The sequence below is a fragment of the Streptomyces sp. NPDC051183 genome (assembly GCF_040682455.1).
In the GTDB taxonomy this organism is placed as follows: domain Bacteria; phylum Actinomycetota; class Actinomycetes; order Streptomycetales; family Streptomycetaceae; genus Streptomyces.
Genome location: NZ_JBFBBA010000014.1, coordinates 134,601 through 152,180 on the forward strand (window position 1 = coordinate 134,601; position 17,580 = coordinate 152,180).

The window sequence follows — 17,580 nt, forward strand, 5'->3', positions numbered from 1 at the left end:
ATGCGCACACTGTGTGCGAGCACGCTGATCGCCGAGTTCTTCGTGATCGGGTTCGCGGGACTCGTGGCGATGAAGAACCCGGACCTGACGCAGGCGGCGGTCTGGACGGTCTGCGGGATCGCCATGCTGCTGTCGGTCCTGCTGTGCGGGATGCTCTCGCGGCCCGGGGCCGTGCAGATCGGGTGGGCGCTCCAGATCGGTCTGTTCCTGAGCGGGCTGGTCGTACCGATGATGTTCATCCTCGGAACGGCGTTCGCGGCACTGTGGTGGTGCTCGGTGCACTACGGCCGCAAGATCGACTCGATCAAGGCCCGCTGGGCCGCGGCGCAGGAATCGGCGGCGCCGCCGACCGCGCCTGACGCTGCGTGACGGGTACCGATCCGACGGCCTCCGACGGCCCTGTAGATTCGTCCCACCGCACCCGTATGCCGCAAGGAGCCGAAACATGACCCAGCGCACCCTCGTCCTGCTCAAGCCCGACGCCGTCCGCCGCGGTCTGGTGGGCGAGATCATCGGCCGCATCGAGCGGAAGGCCGGCTGGACCATCCCGGCGCTGGAGCTGCGCACGCTGGACCAGGAGACCCTTGAGGCGCACTACGGCGAGCACAAGGGCAAGGTCTTCTACGAGCCCCTCATGGGCTTCATGTCCAGCGGTCCCGTCGTCGCCCTGGTCGTCGAAGGGGAACGCGTGATCGAGGGTGTCCGCCAGCTGGCCGGACCCACCGACCCGATCGCCGCGGCGCCCGGTTCGATCCGCGGCGACTTCGGCACCGTCACCCGGGAGAACCTGATCCACGCCTCGGATTCCGAGGAGTCCGCCGAGCGTGAGCTGAAGCTGTTCTTCCCGGCGCTGTGATCACTCTTTTCTGACTCAACATCAGCCAAATAGCGCTCATGACCTGGGGCGACCGAAGTAATTTCGGTCGCCCTTCGGTATTCATGAGCCGTAGCGGGAACGCATGTGCAGGACCCGACGTCACCACTAAGGGGACGGGTATCCGTTCCGGCGGGATTGCCGGAGTCCCGTCGCGCGATGTCCGTACCTGCGGCACTACGATGGGGCCTCCACCCACACACCCACCTCGCCGACCTGACAGCAGCCGCTATCAACTGGAAGGCCAGACGCTCCTCATGGGGAACAAGGGGAACAACATGTCGTTCATCGGCCGTGACATGGCGATCGACCTCGGGACCGCCAACACGCTGGTGTACGTGAGGGGCCGGGGAATCGTTCTGAACGAGCCGTCCGTGGTCGCCATCAACACGAACACCGGCGGAATTCTCGCGGTCGGCTCCGAGGCGAAGAAGATGATCGGCCGGACGCCCGGCAACATCGTCGCCGTCCGGCCCCTGAAGGACGGCGTGATCGCCGACTTCGAGATCACCGAGCGTATGCTCCGGTACTTCATCCTCAAGATCCACAAGCGCCGCTACCTGGCCCGCCCGCGCGTCGTGGTCTGCGTGCCCTCCGGCATCACGGGAGTGGAGCGCCGCGCCGTCATCGAGGCGTCCACGCAGGCCGGCGCCCGCCAGGTGCACATCATCGAAGAGCCCATGGCCGCCGCCATCGGCTCGGGCCTGCCCGTCCACGAGGCCACCGGCAACATGGTCGTGGACATCGGCGGCGGCACCACCGAGGTCGCCGTCATCTCCCTCGGCGGAATCGTCACGGCGCAGTCCATCCGGGTGGCCGGCGACGAGCTGGACAACGCGATCATCCAGCACATCAAGAAGGAGTACTCGCTCCTCCTCGGCGAGCGCACCGCCGAGCAGATCAAGATCACCATCGGGTCGGCCTACGACCTCGACAAGGACGAGCACACCGAGATCCGCGGCCGCGACCTGGTGTCCGGGCTGCCGAAGACCGTCGTCATCTCGGCAGCCGAGGTGCGCAAGGCCATCGAGGAGCCGGTCAACGCCATCGTCGACGCGGTCAAGACCACCCTGGACAAGTGCCCGCCGGAGCTCTCCGGCGACATCATGGACCGCGGCATCGTCCTGACCGGCGGCGGCGCCCTGCTGCGCGGCCTCGACGAGCGGCTGCGCCGCGAGACGGGCATGCCCATCCACATCGCCGAGGACCCGCTCGACTCCGTCGCGCTCGGCTCCGGCAAGTGCGTCGAGGAGTTCGAGGCCCTCCAGCAGGTCCTGGACGCCCAGCCCCGGCGCTGACACACACCCCTCCCTGCCGGAGGGCCATGCGGAACACAAGGATCCGCCGTACGGGTGCTACCGGGCCCGTGCGGCGGATCGTTGATATACAGGCAAAAGAGAATTACGACGAGGAAGGCACGGCCGCCGCACGTGAGGGACACACGAGAGAGCCGGCTGCTCCTGGTGCTTCTGATCGCCATCGCGTTCGCATTGATCACGGTGGACATCAGGGCAGGCGAGGAGTCGCCGGTCGACGGCGCCCGGCAGGCCGCCGCAGCGGTCTTCGGCCCGGTCGAGAAGGGCGTGTCGACCGCCGTCGACCCCGTCGCCAACGCCATAGGGGCGGTACGGGACTCCGGCGAGCGGCACGACCGGATCGCCGTGCTGGAGCGCCAGAACGCCCTCCTGAAGGCCAAGCTGGGCAGCGACGACCAGACCCGCAGCCGGATCCGCGAGCTGGACGAGATGCTCAAGCGCGCGGGCGCCGGACAGTACGGCATCAAGGGCGCCGAGGTCATCGCCATAGGAGCGGCCCAGGGCTTCTCCTGGACCGTCACCATCGACGCCGGCAGCAAGGACGGCATCGAGCGCGACATGACCGTCATCAACGGGGACGGCCTCGTCGGCCGCGTCTCCACCGTCGGCCCCGACACCGCGACCGTGGTGCTCGCCAACGACCCGGACTTCACCGTCGGCACCCGCCTGGAGAAGACCGGCGAGCTCGGCTTCGCCACCGGCCAGGGCGACCGCGCGATGTCCGTCCAGATGCTCAACGGCAAGGCCAGGATCAACCCCGGCGACCGGCTCGTCACCTTCGGCTCGCGCGGCAACAAGCCCTTCGTGCCCGGCGTGCCGATCGGCGAGGTCATCAAGGTCGACCCCTCCCGCGGAGACCTGACCCGCACCGTCTGGGTGAAGCCGGCCGTCTCCTTCTCGCGCCTCGACATCGTCGGCGTCGTCGTGATGCCTCCGCGCGAGGACCCGCGCGACGCCGTCCTGCCGCCCAAGCCCGAGGCGCCCAAGCCCATCCCGACGGTCACCGTCACGGTCACCCCGTCCGCCACTGCGTCCGGCAAGCCGGCCGACGAGTAGGAGCTGACCGCCATGCGCTTCAACCGGATCCTGCTCGCGGGCACGCTCGTCGTGGTCGCCCTCGTCCTCCAGGTCTCCGTCCTGGGCCGGCTCCAACTGCCCGGCGCCGTGCCCGACCTGGTCCTCCTCACCGTCGTCGCCCTCGCACTCGTGTACGGGCACGTCAGCGGGGCCCTCATCGGCTTCGCCGCCGGACTCCTCGCCGACCTGGCCCCGCCCGCCGACCACGCAGCCGGCCGGTACGCGCTCGTCCTGTGCGTCATCGGCTACATCGCCGGGCTGGTCCGCCCCGACAGCGGACGGTTCCGCTCGGCCTGGGGCCCGATGCTCACCGTCGTGGGCGCCGCCTTCGCCTCCACGCTGCTCTACGCCGGTGTCGGAGCGCTCGTCGGCGACACCGCCGCCCGGCACGTGGGGCTGACCGGACTGCTGTTCACGGCCGTCCTCTACGACCTGCTGCTCGCCCCCTTCACGGTGCCGTTCATCATGGCGCTCGCCCGGCGCTCCGAGAACGACCCGATGGCCGTCGAGGCCAACGGCGGCCCGCCGCAGGGCAAGGACTTCGCCTCCGGCTGGCTGGCCGGCGGCACCGGTCTGCGGATCGGCAGCCAGCGCGGCGGCCTGCGCATGAAGACCGCGCGCAGCCGCGCCAACCGGGCCGGCCGGATAAAGGGTGTCAAGGGCGTCAAGGGTGTGAAGAGCATCAAGAAACTCTGAGGAGGGAGCGGACGTGACCAACATCCCCGAGACCGGCCGCACCTCCCGGGTGCAGATCCGCCTCGTCATCATCCAGGTACTCGTCGTCTCGATGCTCATCACCCTCGGCGGACGCCTGTGGTACCTCCAGATCCGAAACGGCGAGGAGTACTACCACGAGGCGAAGAGCAACCACGTCCAGCGGGTCGTCCGGCCCGCCGTGCGCGGGCCGGTCCTCGACGCCCGGGGCGTACCGCTCGCCGACAACGAGACGCGCCTGGTCGTCTCGGCCAGCCGCACGGCCCTGATGAAGATGAAGGACAAGGGCAAGGGCGTCATGACCCGCCTCGCCGACGTCCTGGACATGACCCCCAAGGAGGTCATGGAGAAGGTCCGCCTCTGCGACTCCGAGACCCCCGCGCCCTGCTGGAACGGCTCCCCGTACCAGCCGATCCCCATCACCCTCGAAGCCAACACGCAGCAGGCGCTGCAACTGCGCGAACGCCCGGAGGACTTCCCCGGCATCACCGCGGAGCCCACCGCCGTCCGCCGCTACCCGGCCCCCGGCGGGGCCCGCTCCGCACAGGTGCTCGGCTACCTCTCGCCGGTCACCGACGACGAGATCCAGAAGGCCAAGGACACCGACTCGCCGCACCTGCGCTCCGACCAGGTCGGCCGCTCCGGCATCGAACGCACCTATGACAGGCAGCTGCGCGGCAAGGCGACGGTCACCTCGTACGAGGTCGACAACCTCGGCCGGGTCATGCACCAGACCCAGTCCGACGCGGGCGTACCCGGATCCACCCTCATCACCAGCATCGACGCCCGGGTCCAGGCCGTGGCCGAGTACGAGCTCCAAGAGGCGATGAAGGTCGTCCGCAACGAGACCGACAACATCACCGGCCGCAAGTACGAGGCGGACTCGGGCGCCGTCGTCGTCATGGAGGCCAAGACCGGCCGCGTCGTTGCGATGGCCTCCCAGCCCGACTACGACCCCAACGCCTGGGTCGGCGGCATCTCCGGCAAGGACTACGCCAACCTCACCAGCCAGAAGTCCAACTACCCGCTGCTCAACCGGGCCATCCAGGGCCAGGCCCCCGCCGGCTCCATCTTCAAGGTTGTCTCGGCGAGCGCGGCCGTACGGGCCGGCTACGCCTTCGACGACAAGTACAACTGCAGCGCCTCCTACAACATGGGCGGCCGGAGCTTCGCGAACTTCGAGTCCAAGGGACACGGCCCCATCACCCTCGGCGAGGCCCTCAAGTTCTCCTGCAACACCGTCTTCTACGCCCTCGGGCACAAGGAGTGGAACCGCGACGGCGGTCTCAAGCCCAAGAAGGACGCCCACGACTGGTTCTACCGGACCGCCCGCGAGTTCGGACTCGGCTCCGAGACCGGGATCGACCTGCCGAACGAGGTCAGCGGCCGCATCCCCGACCGCCGGTGGAAGAAGAGCTTCTGGGCGGCCAACAAGGACTCCTGGTGCAAGCAGGGCAAGAAGGGCGGCACCTACGTCGAGCAGATCGCCTACGAGAGCTGCCTCGAAGGCAATCAGCTGAAGGCGTTCGACAGCATCAACTTCGCCATCGGCCAGGGCGACGTCCTCGTCACCCCCATCCAGATGGCCACCGCCTACTCCGCCATCAGCAACGGGGGCACCCTCTTCGACCCCACCGTCGGCAAGGCCGTGATCAGCCCCGACGGCAAGCACATCGAGATGATCAAGCCCCAGGCCCACGGCAGGCTGCCCGTCGACGCGCAGACCATCAGCGACCTCGACCACGGCCTGCGCATGGTCGTCGAGCCCGGCGGCACCGCCGCCTGGCGGTTCGGCGGCTGGCCCATGGACAAGATCCCGATGCACGCCAAGACCGGCACCGCCCAGGTCTACGGCAAGCAGACCACCTCCTGGCTGGCGACCTACACCAAGGACTTCACGATCGTCATGACGATCTCCCAGGGCGGCACCGGCTCGGGAGCCTCCGGCCCCGCCGTCCGCAACATCTACAACGCCATCTACGGTCTCGACATGGAAGGCAAGCAGGACCTGAAGAAGGCCCTGCTGCTGGGGCCGGAGGCGAAGCTGCCCAAGATCTACCCCGACGGCTCCATCGACTCCCCCGAGATCCGGCCGTACGTGCCGCCGTCCCCGGAGGAGGCGGCGCCGCCCGCGCTCGCCGGCCCGCCCGCCCAGCGCCCCGCGCAGCACGACTGAGGACCGAAAGACATGCCGACCGCCAACAAGTTCTCCGTCTCCCGGTACGCGCCCGAGCGCGGGGCGATGGCCAAGCTCACCGCCCGCGACTCCGTGGTGCGCCGGCTCGACTGGCCGATACTCCTGTCCGCCCTCGCGCTGTCCCTCATCGGCGCGCTGCTGGTGTGGTCGGCGACCCGCAACCGGACCTCGCTGAACAACGGGGACCCGTACTACTTCCTCGCCCGGCACGCCCTGAACACCGGCATCGGCCTCGTGCTGATGATCGGCACCGTCTGGCTCGGCCACCGCACCCTGCGCGGCGCCGTGCCGGTCCTCTACGGGCTCTCGCTGGTGCTGATCCTCGCCGTGCTCACCCCGCTCGGCGCCACCATCAACGGCGCCCACGCGTGGATCGTGATCGGCGGCGGATTCTCCCTCCAGCCCTCCGAGTTCGTGAAGATCACGATCATCCTGGTCATGGCGATGCTGCTGGCCACCCGGGTGGACGCGGGCGACCTGACCCACCCCGACCACCGCACGGTCGTCAAGGCGCTGTGCCTCGCGGCCGCACCGATGGGCATCGTCATGCTGATGCCCGACCTCGGCTCCGTCATGGTCATGGTCGTCATCGTGCTCGGCGTGCTCCTGGCCTCCGGCGCCTCCAACCGCTGGGTGCTGGGCCTGCTCGGCTCGGGCGTGGCCGGGGCCGTCCTGATCTGGCAGCTCGGCGTCCTGGACGAGTACCAGATCAACCGCTTCGCGGCCTTCGCCAACCCCGAGCTCGACCCGGCGGGCGTCGGCTACAACACCAACCAGGCGCGCATCGCGATCGGCTCCGGCGGCCTGACGGGTTCGGGGCTGTTCAAGGGCTCGCAGACCACCGGCCAGTTCGTCCCCGAGCAGCAGACCGACTTCGTCTTCACGGTCGCGGGGGAGGAGCTGGGCTTCATCGGCGCCGGCCTGATCCTGGCGCTGCTGGGCATCGTGCTGTGGCGGGCCTGCATGATCGCCCGCGAGACCACCGAGCTGTACGGGACGATCGTCTGCGCCGGGATCATCGCCTGGTTCGCCTTCCAGGCCTTCGAGAACATCGGTATGACCCTGGGGATCATGCCGGTCGCGGGGCTTCCGCTGCCGTTCGTGTCCTACGGGGGATCCTCGATGTTCGCCGTGTGGGTGGCCATCGGCCTGCTCCAATCGATCAAGGTCCAACGGCCGTTGTCGGCCTAATCCGGAGTTCACTCTGCCGCCGCGTTCCGTTCAGGACTAAGTTCGGTCTATGGCGGACACGAAGCGTGAGATCGAGCGGAAATTCGAGTTCACCCGGGCCCACAAGAAGCAGTCCAAAGGGGCCCGGCGCGAGGTGCCGGACCTGACGGGCACGGCCGGGATCACGGCCGTCTCCGACCAGGGGGCCGTCGAGCTCGACGCCACCTACTACGACACCCCCGACCAGCGGCTCGCCGCCGACGGCCTCACCCTGCGGCGCCGGACCGGCGGCGCGGACGCCGGCTGGCACCTCAAACTGCCCGTGTCGCCCGGGGTCCGCGACGAGGTGGGCGCACCGCTCGGCGACACGGTCCCGCGCGCCCTGGCCGCCCTGGTCCGCTCCCGCGTCCGGGACTCCGCCCTGCAACCGCAGGTCAGGCTGGTCTCCTCGCGCCGGCTCAGCCATCTCCTGGACGCCGACGGGGCCCTGCTCGCGGAACTGTCCACCGACCGCGTCAGGGCCGAGCGGGGCGAGCGGACCGCCTCCTGGACCGAGGTCGAGGTGGAACTCGCCGACGGGGTCGACCCGGCACTCCTCGACGCCGTCGAGCAGACCTTCGCCGCGGCCGGGCTGCGGGTCTCCGACGCCCCCTCGAAGCTCGCCCGCGCACTCGCCGAGACGGGCGGCGAGCCCCCGACCCGGCCCGGGGGCGGTCCCGCCGAGGGCACGGCGGGCGCGCACGTGCTCTCGTACCTGCGCGAACAGCGCGACGCCCTGATCGCCCACGACCCGGCCGTACGCCGGGACCTGCCCGACTCCGTCCACCAGATGCGGGTCGCCACCCGCAGGCTCCGCAGCGCCTTCAAGACGTACCGCAAGGTGCTGGACCGCACCGCCACCGACCCCATCGGCGAGGAACTGCGCTGGCTCGCCGCCGAACTGGGCGTCGACCGCGACCAGGAGGTGCTGCTGGAGCGGATCCGGACCCGCCTCGGAGAGCTCCCGCGCACCCTGGTCGCGGGCCCGGCCCGCAGCCGCCTGCGGACCTGGAACACCACCCGCCGCTCCGGCTCGCGGCGCCGCGCCCTCGCCGTGCTCGACGGCAAGCGGTACGTGACCCTGCTGGACTCCCTCGACGCACTGCTGGCCGATCCGCCGCTGCTGGGGGCCTCGACCCGGTCCGCCGCGCACACCCTGCCCAAGGCCGTCCTCGGCGACTACGAGCGCCTGGCCACCCGCGTCGAGGGCGCCCTGGCCATGGACGCGGGCCACGAGCGCGACCTCGCCCTGCACGAGGCGCGCAAGGCCTCCAAGCGCGCCCGGTACGCGGCCGAAGCGGCGGCGCCGGCGCTGGGCAAGCCGGCGAAACGGCTGGCCAAGGCCATGAAGTCGGTCCAGACCGTGCTCGGCGACCACCAGGACAGCGTCGTCGCCCGCACCGCCCTGCTCGGCATCGCGTCCCAGGCGGCGGGCGCGGGGGAGTCGGCCTTCACCTGGGGAGTCCTGTACGCCCGCGAGGAAGCCCTGGCCGAACGGCGGGAAAGGGAGCTGCCCGACGTCTGGGCGGCCGCCGCGGACCCGGCGCACCGGGCGGCCCTCACCGGGTAGCCGGTGATCTTGGCGAGCGGGGGCGTCCGGGCACCGGGGTACGCTAGAGAGTCGCCCCCTGCCCGCTTCACGAAAGTCGCGTGATGACCGAGTCGGTCTTCCCTCAGCTCGAGGCCCTGCTTCCGCACGTCCAGAAGCCGATCCAGTACGTCGGCGGGGAGCTGAACTCCACCGTCAAGAACTGGGACGAGTGTGACGTCCGCTGGGCGCTCATGTACCCCGACGCGTACGAGGTCGGCCTGCCCAACCAGGGCGTCATGATCCTGTACGAGGTGCTCAACGAGCGCGAGGGCGTGCTCGCGGAGCGTACCTACAGCGTGTGGCCCGACCTCGAAGAGCTGATGCGCGAGCACAAGGTGCCGCAGTTCACCGTCGACAGCCACCGACCCGTCGGTGCCTTCGACGTCTTCGGGCTCTCCTTCTCCACCGAGCTCGGCTACACCAACATGCTGACGGCGCTGGACCTCGCGGGCATCCCGCTGGAGTCCAGGAACCGTACGGTCGACCACCCCATCGTCCTCGCGGGCGGCCACGCGGCCTTCAACCCCGAGCCGATCGCGGAGTTCATCGACTGCGCGGTCATCGGCGACGGCGAGCAGGCCGTCCTCGACATGACCGAGATCACCCGCACCTGGAAGGCCGAGGGCCGGCCGGGCGGACGCGAGGAAGTGCTGCTGCGCCTCGCGAAGACCGGCAACGTCTACGTGCCGGGCTTCTACGACGTCGAGTACCTGCGGGACGGCCGCATCGGCCGTGTCGTGCCCAACCGCTCCGGCGTGCCGTGGCGCGTGTCCAAGCACACCGTCATGGACCTCGACGAGTGGCCCTACCCCAAGCAGCCCCTGGTCCCGCTCGCCGAGACCGTCCACGAGCGCATGTCCGTGGAGATCTTCCGCGGCTGCACTCGCGGCTGCCGTTTCTGCCAGGCCGGCATGATCACGCGCCCCGTGCGGGAGCGAAGCATCACCGGCATCGGCGAGATGGTGGAACGCGGCCTCAAGGCGACCGGCTTCGAGGAGGTCGGCCTCCTCTCGCTGTCGTCGGCCGACCACACCGAGATCGCCGACATCGCCAAGGGCCTCGCGGACCGCTACACCGACGACAAGGTGGGCCTGTCCCTGCCGTCGACCCGCGTGGACGCATTCAACGTGGACCTGGCCAACGAGCTGACCCGCAACGGGCGCCGCTCCGGCCTGACCTTCGCCCCCGAGGGCGGCTCCGAGCGCATGCGCAAGGTCATCAACAAGATGGTCTCGGAAGAGGACCTGATCCGGACCGTCTCCACCGCGTACGGCAACGGCTGGCGCCAGGTGAAGCTGTACTTCATGTGCGGCCTGCCGACCGAGACCGACGAGGACGTCCTCCAGATCGGCGACATGGCGGTCAACGTCATCGCCAAGGGCCGCGAGGTCTCCGGCCAGAACGACATCCGCTGCACCGTGTCCATCGGCGGCTTCGTGCCGAAGCCGCACACCCCGTTCCAGTGGGCGCCGCAGCTGTCGGCCGAGGAGACGGACGCGCGCCTCGGCAAGCTCCGGGACAAGATCCGCGGGGACAAGAAGTACGGCCGCTCCATCGGCTTCCGCTACCACGACGGCAAGCCGGGCATCGTCGAGGGCCTGCTCTCGCGCGGTGACCGCCGCATCGGCGACGTCATCCGCGCCGTGTACGAGTCGGGCGGCCGCTTCGACGGCTGGCGCGAGCACTTCTCGTACGACCGCTGGATGGAGGCCGCGGAGAAGACGCTGCCCGCCTACGGCGTGGACGTGGCCTGGTACACCACGCGCGAGCGCACCTACGAGGAAGTCCTGCCCTGGGACCACCTGGACTCGGGCCTCGACAAGGACTGGCTCTGGGAGGACTGGCAGGACGCCCTCGACGAAACCGAGGTCGAGGACTGCCGCTGGACCCCGTGCTTCGACTGCGGTGTCTGCCCGCAGATGGACACCAGCATCCAGATCGGGCCGACGGGCAAGAAGCTGCTGCCGTTGTCGGTCGTCAAGTAACGCCTGAACAACGAGGGGCCCCCGCCGCAACGGCGGGGGTCCCTCGCGTGTCTCTACCTTCATGGAACTGGAGAAACCACAGCCGTCACCGCAGGGGGACGGCTGCCTCGTCGGGGTCGTCCGGGTGCCCGTCAGGATCGTGGCGGTGCTGATCGTGCTGCCCGTGCGGGTGGTCTGGGACCTGCTCGTCGCCGGCGCCCGGATACTGAACCGGCGCGCCCTCGGGCCGGTGGGGCAGGGGCTGCGCTGGTTCCACGAGCACGCCGTGCGGCCGGTGCTGCGCGCGCTCGGATGGACGGCGCTGACCCTGCTGAAGCTGGTGTTCGTCTGGCCGTGGGTCGGTCTGTGGCGGTACGTCCTGACCCCCGTCGGCCGAGCACTGGCGTGGCTGGGCCGCGGGGTGCTGACGTACGTGCTCGTGCCGGTCGGCCAGGGGCTGGCCCGGCTGGGGCGCGGGGTGTACACCTACCTGCTCCGGCCGCTGGGGATGGCGCTGTTCGTCTGGCCCTGGGTCGCGCTGTGGCGCTACGTCCTGGCGCCCGGCGGCAGCGCGCTGCTGCGCTACCTGCTCAGGCCCGCCGCGGCGGGGATCACCTGGGTGGCGACCGGGATCCACGCCCACCTGCTCACCCCCCTCGGGCGGGCGATCGCCTGGTTCGTGCCGCGTGCGCTGAAAGCCGTGTTCGTGTGGCCGTGGGTCGGGCTGTGGCGGTACGTGCTCGTGCCCGTCGGCCAGGGGACCGCCTGGGTGGCCCGCGGGATCGGGGCCGCGCTGGCATGGCTGGGCCGGGCGCTGTTCGTATGGCCGTGGGTCGCGCTGTGGCGGTACGCCGTCGTGCCGGTCGCGGCCGGCGTGTACCGGTACCTGCTGACACCGCTCGGCCACGGGATCGGCTGGGTCGCGCGCGGGCTGTACGCGTACGTGCTCGCGCCCCTCGGGCGGCTGCTGCTCAGCGCCTGGCACCTGGCCGGGCGGGTCAGCCGGGCCCTCGGGCGGGGGCTCGTCCGGCTGTGGCGCGGACTCGTCGCGCGGCCCGCCGCCTGGGTCTACCGACAGTTCGCCACTCCCGTCGGGCACGTCGTCCGGGAGGTCTGGCGGACCGCCCGCACGGCGGTGCGGGAGGCCCGGGCGGACGTGCGGCGGGCGCTGTTCGGCGGGCCGCCCCGGGAACCGGCGAGGTCACGGGCGCGTACTCTGGGTAGTACGACAGCCGCAGGCAACACGCCCGCCCCCGACGTCTCCCTGCACAAGCAGGTGTGAGCCGGAGGGCACGGAGTGGCCCGCAGGCTCCCAAAGACCTCAGGGCGACGCGCGAGCGCGGAGCCCCGCACAAGGAGAAGAACCACTGGGCAAGCGACAGCCCGAAGGCCCGCCCCCCGCACCGGTGGTGCAGCGCATCCGTCTGCGCTACACCAAGCGCGGCCGCCTCCGGTTCACCAGCCACCGGGACTTCCAGCGCGCCTTCGAGCGGGCCCTGCGCCGCTCCGAGGTGCCCATGGCGTACTCGGCGGGCTTCACCCCGCACCCGCGCGTCTCGTACGCGAACGCCGCCCCGACCGGGACCGGCAGCGAGGCCGAGTACCTGGAGATCGCCCTCGCCGAGCCCCGCGACCCCGCCAAGCTCCGCGAGCTGCTCGACGAGTCGATGCCCGTCGGCCTCGACATCGTCGACGCCGTCGAGGCCCGGACCTCGGGCCTCGCCGACCGGCTGACCGCCTCCGTGTGGGAGCTGCGCCTGGACGGCGTGGAGCACGCGGACGCCGAGCGCGCCGTGGCTGCCTTCCTCGCCGCCGAGAGCGTGGAGGTCCAGCGCCGCACCAAGAACGGCATGCGGACCTTCGACACCCGGGGCGCCGTCGTCAGTCTGGAAGCGGTTCCCGCGCAGGCTGATAGGACCCTGGACAATGCTTGTGCGATACTGCGGCTGGTTGTTCGGCATCTGACACCTGCCGTGCGACCCGACGACGTCCTGTCCGGTCTCCGAGCTGTGGCCGACCTGGCGCCGCCGGTCCCCGCAGCGGTGACCAGGCTGGCGCAGGGGCTCTTCGACGAGGAGTCCGGCACGGTGACCGACCCGCTCGCGCCCGACCGCGAGGCTGTCACGGCCGCCCCACCCACGGCCGCCGTAGCCGCCGACGCGAAGGCGCCGGAAGGTCCCGCCGCGTAGGGATCGTCGTCGTCGCGCAGCCCTGGCACTCGGGAGCCACCTGGGTCGGGCCGCGCACAGACCTGAAGACTTCCGCCAGGCCGTACGGACAACACGTACGGAACCGGCGGCCATGAACTGAGCTCCCGTGTGGCGAACGCGCCCCGGAGGCCGGTTCCGTGCTCATCGGGCGGAACCGTGCCGGACCGGAAGTCAGCCGCGGCGCCCGGGAGCGTGACGGGAGAAACCCCGCATGCTCAACAACGAAAACGACAACACCACCGCCGGTAGCGCCGACAGCGGCAGCCCGAGCGACAACCTGCCCCCGCGCAGGCGTCGCCGCGCCGCTTCCCGGCCCGCCGGCCCGCCCGGCGGTCCGGTCGCCGCGGAAACGGCTCCCGCCGCGGCCGCCCCGGTGGCCGCTCCCGTCGAGGAGGCCGCTCCGGCCGCCGCCCCGGCCCGTACCCGCCGCCGTGCGACCCGCGCCGTGACCGCCCCCGAGGCCGCTGTGGCGGCTGCTCCCGCCGAGGCCCCCGTCGAGGCCGCGCCGGTCGCCGCCGTCGAGGAGGCCGCCGCTCCCGCTCCGCGTGCCCGTCGCCGTGCGACCCGCGCCGTGACCGCGCCCGAGGCTCCGGCCGCCGTGGCCGAGGCCGCGCCGGTGGCCGCTCCCGTCGAGGAGGCCGCTCCGGCCGCCGCCCCGGCCCGTACCCGCCGCCGTGCGACCCGCGCCGTGACCGCGCCCGAGGCTCCGGCCGCCGTGGCCGAGGCCGCGCCGGTCGAGGCCGCCGTCGAGGCCGCGCCGGTCGCCGCCGCCGAGGAGGCCGCTGCTCCCGCTCCGCGTGCCCGTCGCCGTGCGACCCGCGCCGTGACCGCGCCCGAGGCTCCGGCCGCCGTGGCCGAGGCCGCGCCGGCCGAGGCCGCGCCGGCCGAGGCCGCGCCGGTCGAGGCTGCTCCCGTCGAGGCCGCGCCGGTCGCCGCCGCCGAGGAGCCCGCTGCTCCGGCCCCGCGTGCCCGTCGCCGTGCGACCCGCGCCGTGACCGCCCCCGAGGCGCCCGCCGCCGCTGCGGCCGCGCCCGTGGCGGAGGAGACCCCGGCCGCCAAGACCGCCGCCCGCGCCGTGACCGTCGCCGACGCCGTGGACTCCCCGAAGCGCGGCGGCCGCCGCCGCGCCACCCGCGCCACGGCCCCGGCCGCCCCCGCCGCGCAGCCCGTGGCCGCAGCCGAGGCCGAGGAAACCGCCGCCCCGGGCCGTGCACGCCACGCCGCGCGCCCCGCCGTGGCCGTCTTCCAGGCTCCCGTCTTCGCCGAGCCGATGTTCCAGACCCCCGAGACCGCGGCCATGGCCGCGGCCGCCGCCCGCGCCGCCGCCCCGGCCGACGAGGTCGAGGAAGAGGAGGACGAGCTCACCGAGGTCGCCGCCCCGGTCGAGACCGCCCCGGCCCCGCAGCCGGCCGGCCGTCGCCGCCGTCGTGGCCGCGGCGCCGTCGAGGCCGCCCCGGTCGCCGAGTCCGCGCCGGTCTCCCTCCCCGAGGTGCTCGCCGAGGAGGAGCCCGAGGCCGAGCTGGAAGAGGAGTCCGCCGAGTTCGAAGAGGGCGACGAGTCGGGCGAGCGCCCGTCGCGCCGCCGCCGTCGCGGTGGCCGTCGTCGCCGTCGCGGCGAGGCCGCCGACCTCGACGAGTCCGTCGAGGAGGAGGCCGAGGCCGCCGAGCAGGAGGCCGACGAGGAAGAGGAGGACGAGGCCGACGAGGCCCTCGGCTCCAGCTCCAGCCGTCGTCGTCGCCGCCGTCGCCGTCGCAGCGGTGAGCCCTCCGCCGAGTCCGCCGAGGCGGGCGAGGAGGACGGCGTACGCACCGTCGTCAAGGTCCGCGAGCCGCGCCCGGCGCGCGAGCGCAGCGAGTCCACCTCCTCCGACGAGGTCCAGTCCATCAAGGGCTCGACCCGTCTGGAAGCGAAGAAGCAGCGCCGCCGCGAGGGCCGCGAGCAGGGCCGCCGCCGCGTCCCGATCATCACCGAGGCCGAGTTCCTGGCCCGCCGCGAGGCCGTCGAGCGCGTGATGGTCGTCCGGCAGTCCGGCGAGCGCACCCAGATCGGCGTCCTTGAGGACAACGTGCTCGTCGAGCACTACGTCAACAAGGAAGAAGCCACCTCGTACGTCGGCAACGTCTACCTGGGCAAGGTCCAGAACGTGCTGCCGTCGATGGAGGCCGCCTTCATCGACATCGGCAAGGGCCGCAACGCCGTCCTGTACGCCGGCGAGGTCAACTTCGAGGCGCTCGGCATGGCCAACGGGCCGCGCCGCATCGAGTCCGCCCTGAAGTCCGGCCAGTCGGTCCTGGTGCAGGTCACCAAGGACCCGATCGGCCACAAGGGCGCCCGCCTGACCAGCCAGGTCTCGCTGCCCGGCCGCTACCTGGTCTACGTGCCCGAGGGCTCGATGACCGGCATCAGCCGCAAGCTGCCCGACACCGAGCGCGCGCGCCTGAAGACCATCCTCAAGAAGATCGTCCCCGAGGACGCGGGCGTCATCGTGCGCACCGCCGCCGAGGGTGCGAGCGAGGACGAGCTGCGCCGCGACGTCGAGCGTCTGCAGGCCCAGTGGGAGGACATCCAGAAGAAGTCGAAGCAGATCTCGACCTCTTCGCCGAGCCTGCTGTACGGCGAGCCGGACATGACCGTCCGTGTCGTGCGCGACATCTTCAACGAGGACTTCTCGAAGGTCATCGTCAGCGGTGACAGCGCCTGGGAGACCATCCACGGCTACGTGAACCACGTGGCCCCGGACCTGGCGGACCGGCTGTCGCGCTGGACCTCCGAGGTCGACGTCTTCGCGACGTACCGGATCGACGAGCAGCTCGCCAAGGCGCTCGACCGCAAGGTGTGGCTGCCCTCGGGCGGCTCGCTTGTGATCGACAAGACCGAGGCGATGATCGTCATCGACGTCAACACCGGCAAGTTCACCGGTCAGGGCGGCAACCTCGAAGAGACCGTCACCAGGAACAACCTGGAGGCGGCCGAGGAGATCGTGCGCCAGCTGCGGCTGCGCGACCTGGGTGGCATCGTCGTCATCGACTTCATCGACATGGTCCTGGAGTCCAACCGCGACCTGGTCCTGCGGCGCATGTTGGAGTGCCTGGGCCGCGACCGTACGAAGCACCAGGTGGCCGAGGTCACCTCGCTGGGTCTGGTCCAGATGACCCGCAAGCGGGTGGGCCAGGGTCTGCTGGAGTCCTTCTCCGAGACCTGCGTCCACTGCAACGGCCGTGGCGTCATCGTGCACATGGAGACGCCGGCCGCGATCGGCGGCGGTGGCAACGGCAAGCGCTCCAAGCGCCGCGGTGGCCGCACCCACGAGCACGACCACGAGATCGAGGCCGTCGAGACCGAGGGCGCCGAGGTCTTCGAGGTGGAGACCGAGGCCGAGGTCGCCGCGGAGGCCGCCGCCCCCGTGGCGCTGCCCGAGCCGTCCTTCGTCCCCGACGAGGAGCTCTACAGCAGCCCGGCCGAGGCCGAGGCCGCGGCAGGTCTGAGCGGCCGTCGCAACCGCCGTCGCGCCACCCGCAAGGCGACCGCTCCGGCGGGCGCCCCGCGCGGTGCGGCAGCCGCCCCGGCGGCGTCGGCCCCCGCCCCGGCCCCTGTGGCAGAGCCGGAGCCGGAGCCGGAGGCAGTGGTCGAGGCCGTCGTCGAGCCCGTGGCCGAGGCCGAGCCCGTCGTGGAGCCGGCCGCGGAGGAAGCCCCCAAGGGCCGCACCCGCCGCCGTGCCACCCGTAAGGCGACCGCTCCGGCGGGGGCCCCGGCCCCTGCGGCCGAGGTCGCAGCGGAGCCGGCCGTCGCACCGGAGCCGGTCGTCGAGCCCGAGCCGGTCGTCGTGGCCGAGCCCGAGCCCGTGGTCGTGGAGACCCCGGCCGAGCCCGTCGCGGAGGCCGCACCGGCCCGTCCGCGCCGCCGTGCCACCCGTAAGGCCACCGCACCCGCCGGCTCCCCGGCGGGCGCGGCCGAGGCGGCCGTCCTGGTCGTCGAGGCGGCCCCGGTGGCCGCCGCGGAGCCCGAGGCGGCCCCCGCCGAGGCCGAGGCCGAGGCGCCCGTGAAGAAGGCCCGCAAGGCTCCGGCCAAGAAGGCGACGACCACGGCGAAGAAGGCTCCGGCCAAGAAGGCGGCAACCGCCAAGACGGCCGCTGCCAAGAAGACGGTGGCGAAGAAGGCCACCGCCAAGAAGACCGTGGCGAAGCGGGCGACGAAGAAGACCGCGGCGGCCGAGCAGCAGACGCTGCCGTCCGTCTCGGCTCCGACCGAGGCCTGACCCGCGCCCGAGTAGGCACAGCACGACCGTGGGCCCCTGCCGAGAGGCGGGGCCCACGGCCGTACGGGGCCCGGTTTGACCCTCCGGTACCGGCCCCGTAACCTAGACCGTCGGCGTGTCTGAGTGCACGCCGCGCTCCTGAGCACCTTCCTCCGGGCCCTGCCCGGAGAGGC

12 protein-coding genes are annotated in these 17,580 nt (G+C 71.9%); all 12 read left to right on the forward strand.

All coding sequences use genetic code 11. The features are described from left to right. On the forward strand, positions 1-369 hold the full coding sequence (locus tag AB0M99_RS15225) for a DUF4233 domain-containing protein (RefSeq protein WP_365920370.1): 369 nt from the start codon (positions 1-3) through the stop codon (positions 367-369). A 76-nt stretch (positions 370-445) separates the two neighbouring features. Continuing rightward, on the forward strand, positions 446-856 hold the full coding sequence (gene ndk, locus AB0M99_RS15230) for a nucleoside-diphosphate kinase (protein WP_365920372.1): 411 nt from the start codon (positions 446-448) through the stop codon (positions 854-856). Positions 857-1,152: 296 nt separating this feature from the next. Further along, positions 1,153-2,172, forward strand: a complete 1,020-nt coding sequence (locus AB0M99_RS15235) for a rod shape-determining protein (RefSeq protein ID WP_008738981.1) — start codon at positions 1,153-1,155, stop codon at positions 2,170-2,172. Between the two features lie 132 nt (positions 2,173-2,304). Beyond that, a complete protein-coding gene (gene mreC / locus AB0M99_RS15240; RefSeq protein WP_365920375.1) occupies positions 2,305-3,246 on the forward strand; it encodes a rod shape-determining protein MreC in 942 nt (313 codons plus the stop codon). Between the two features lie 12 nt (positions 3,247-3,258). Then, the gene (gene mreD / locus AB0M99_RS15245) at positions 3,259-3,963 is read left to right on the forward strand and encodes a rod shape-determining protein MreD (protein WP_365920376.1); all 705 of its coding nucleotides are present in this window, start codon (positions 3,259-3,261) and stop codon (positions 3,961-3,963) included. Between the two features lie 13 nt (positions 3,964-3,976). Then, positions 3,977-6,157 (forward strand): penicillin-binding protein 2, encoded by a 2,181-nt coding sequence (mrdA, locus tag AB0M99_RS15250; RefSeq protein WP_365920378.1) that lies wholly within the window; start codon positions 3,977-3,979, stop codon positions 6,155-6,157. Positions 6,158-6,169: 12 nt separating this feature from the next. After that, complete coding sequence (gene rodA / locus AB0M99_RS15255) at positions 6,170-7,369, forward strand: rod shape-determining protein RodA (protein ID WP_365920380.1); 1,200 nt, start codon at positions 6,170-6,172, stop codon at positions 7,367-7,369. A 49-nt stretch (positions 7,370-7,418) separates the two neighbouring features. Next, positions 7,419-8,957 carry a CYTH and CHAD domain-containing protein gene (locus AB0M99_RS15260; RefSeq protein WP_365920382.1) on the forward strand — a complete coding sequence of 513 codons (1,539 nt, stop codon included), beginning with the start codon at positions 7,419-7,421 and terminating at the stop codon, positions 8,955-8,957. An 80-nt stretch (positions 8,958-9,037) separates the two neighbouring features. Then, positions 9,038-10,963 carry a TIGR03960 family B12-binding radical SAM protein gene (locus AB0M99_RS15265; protein ID WP_365920384.1) on the forward strand — a complete coding sequence of 642 codons (1,926 nt, stop codon included), beginning with the start codon at positions 9,038-9,040 and terminating at the stop codon, positions 10,961-10,963. A gap of 61 nt (positions 10,964-11,024) precedes the next feature. Then, a complete protein-coding gene (locus AB0M99_RS15270; protein ID WP_365920386.1) occupies positions 11,025-12,224 on the forward strand; it encodes a hypothetical protein in 1,200 nt (399 codons plus the stop codon). A 127-nt stretch (positions 12,225-12,351) separates the two neighbouring features. Further along, a complete protein-coding gene (locus AB0M99_RS15275) occupies positions 12,352-13,131 on the forward strand; it encodes a TIGR03936 family radical SAM-associated protein (protein ID WP_365920388.1) in 780 nt (259 codons plus the stop codon). 232 nt (positions 13,132-13,363) lie between these two features. Further along, positions 13,364-17,407 carry an Rne/Rng family ribonuclease gene (locus AB0M99_RS15280; protein ID WP_365920390.1) on the forward strand — a complete coding sequence of 1,348 codons (4,044 nt, stop codon included), beginning with the start codon at positions 13,364-13,366 and terminating at the stop codon, positions 17,405-17,407. Positions 17,408-17,580 lie beyond the last annotated feature (173 nt).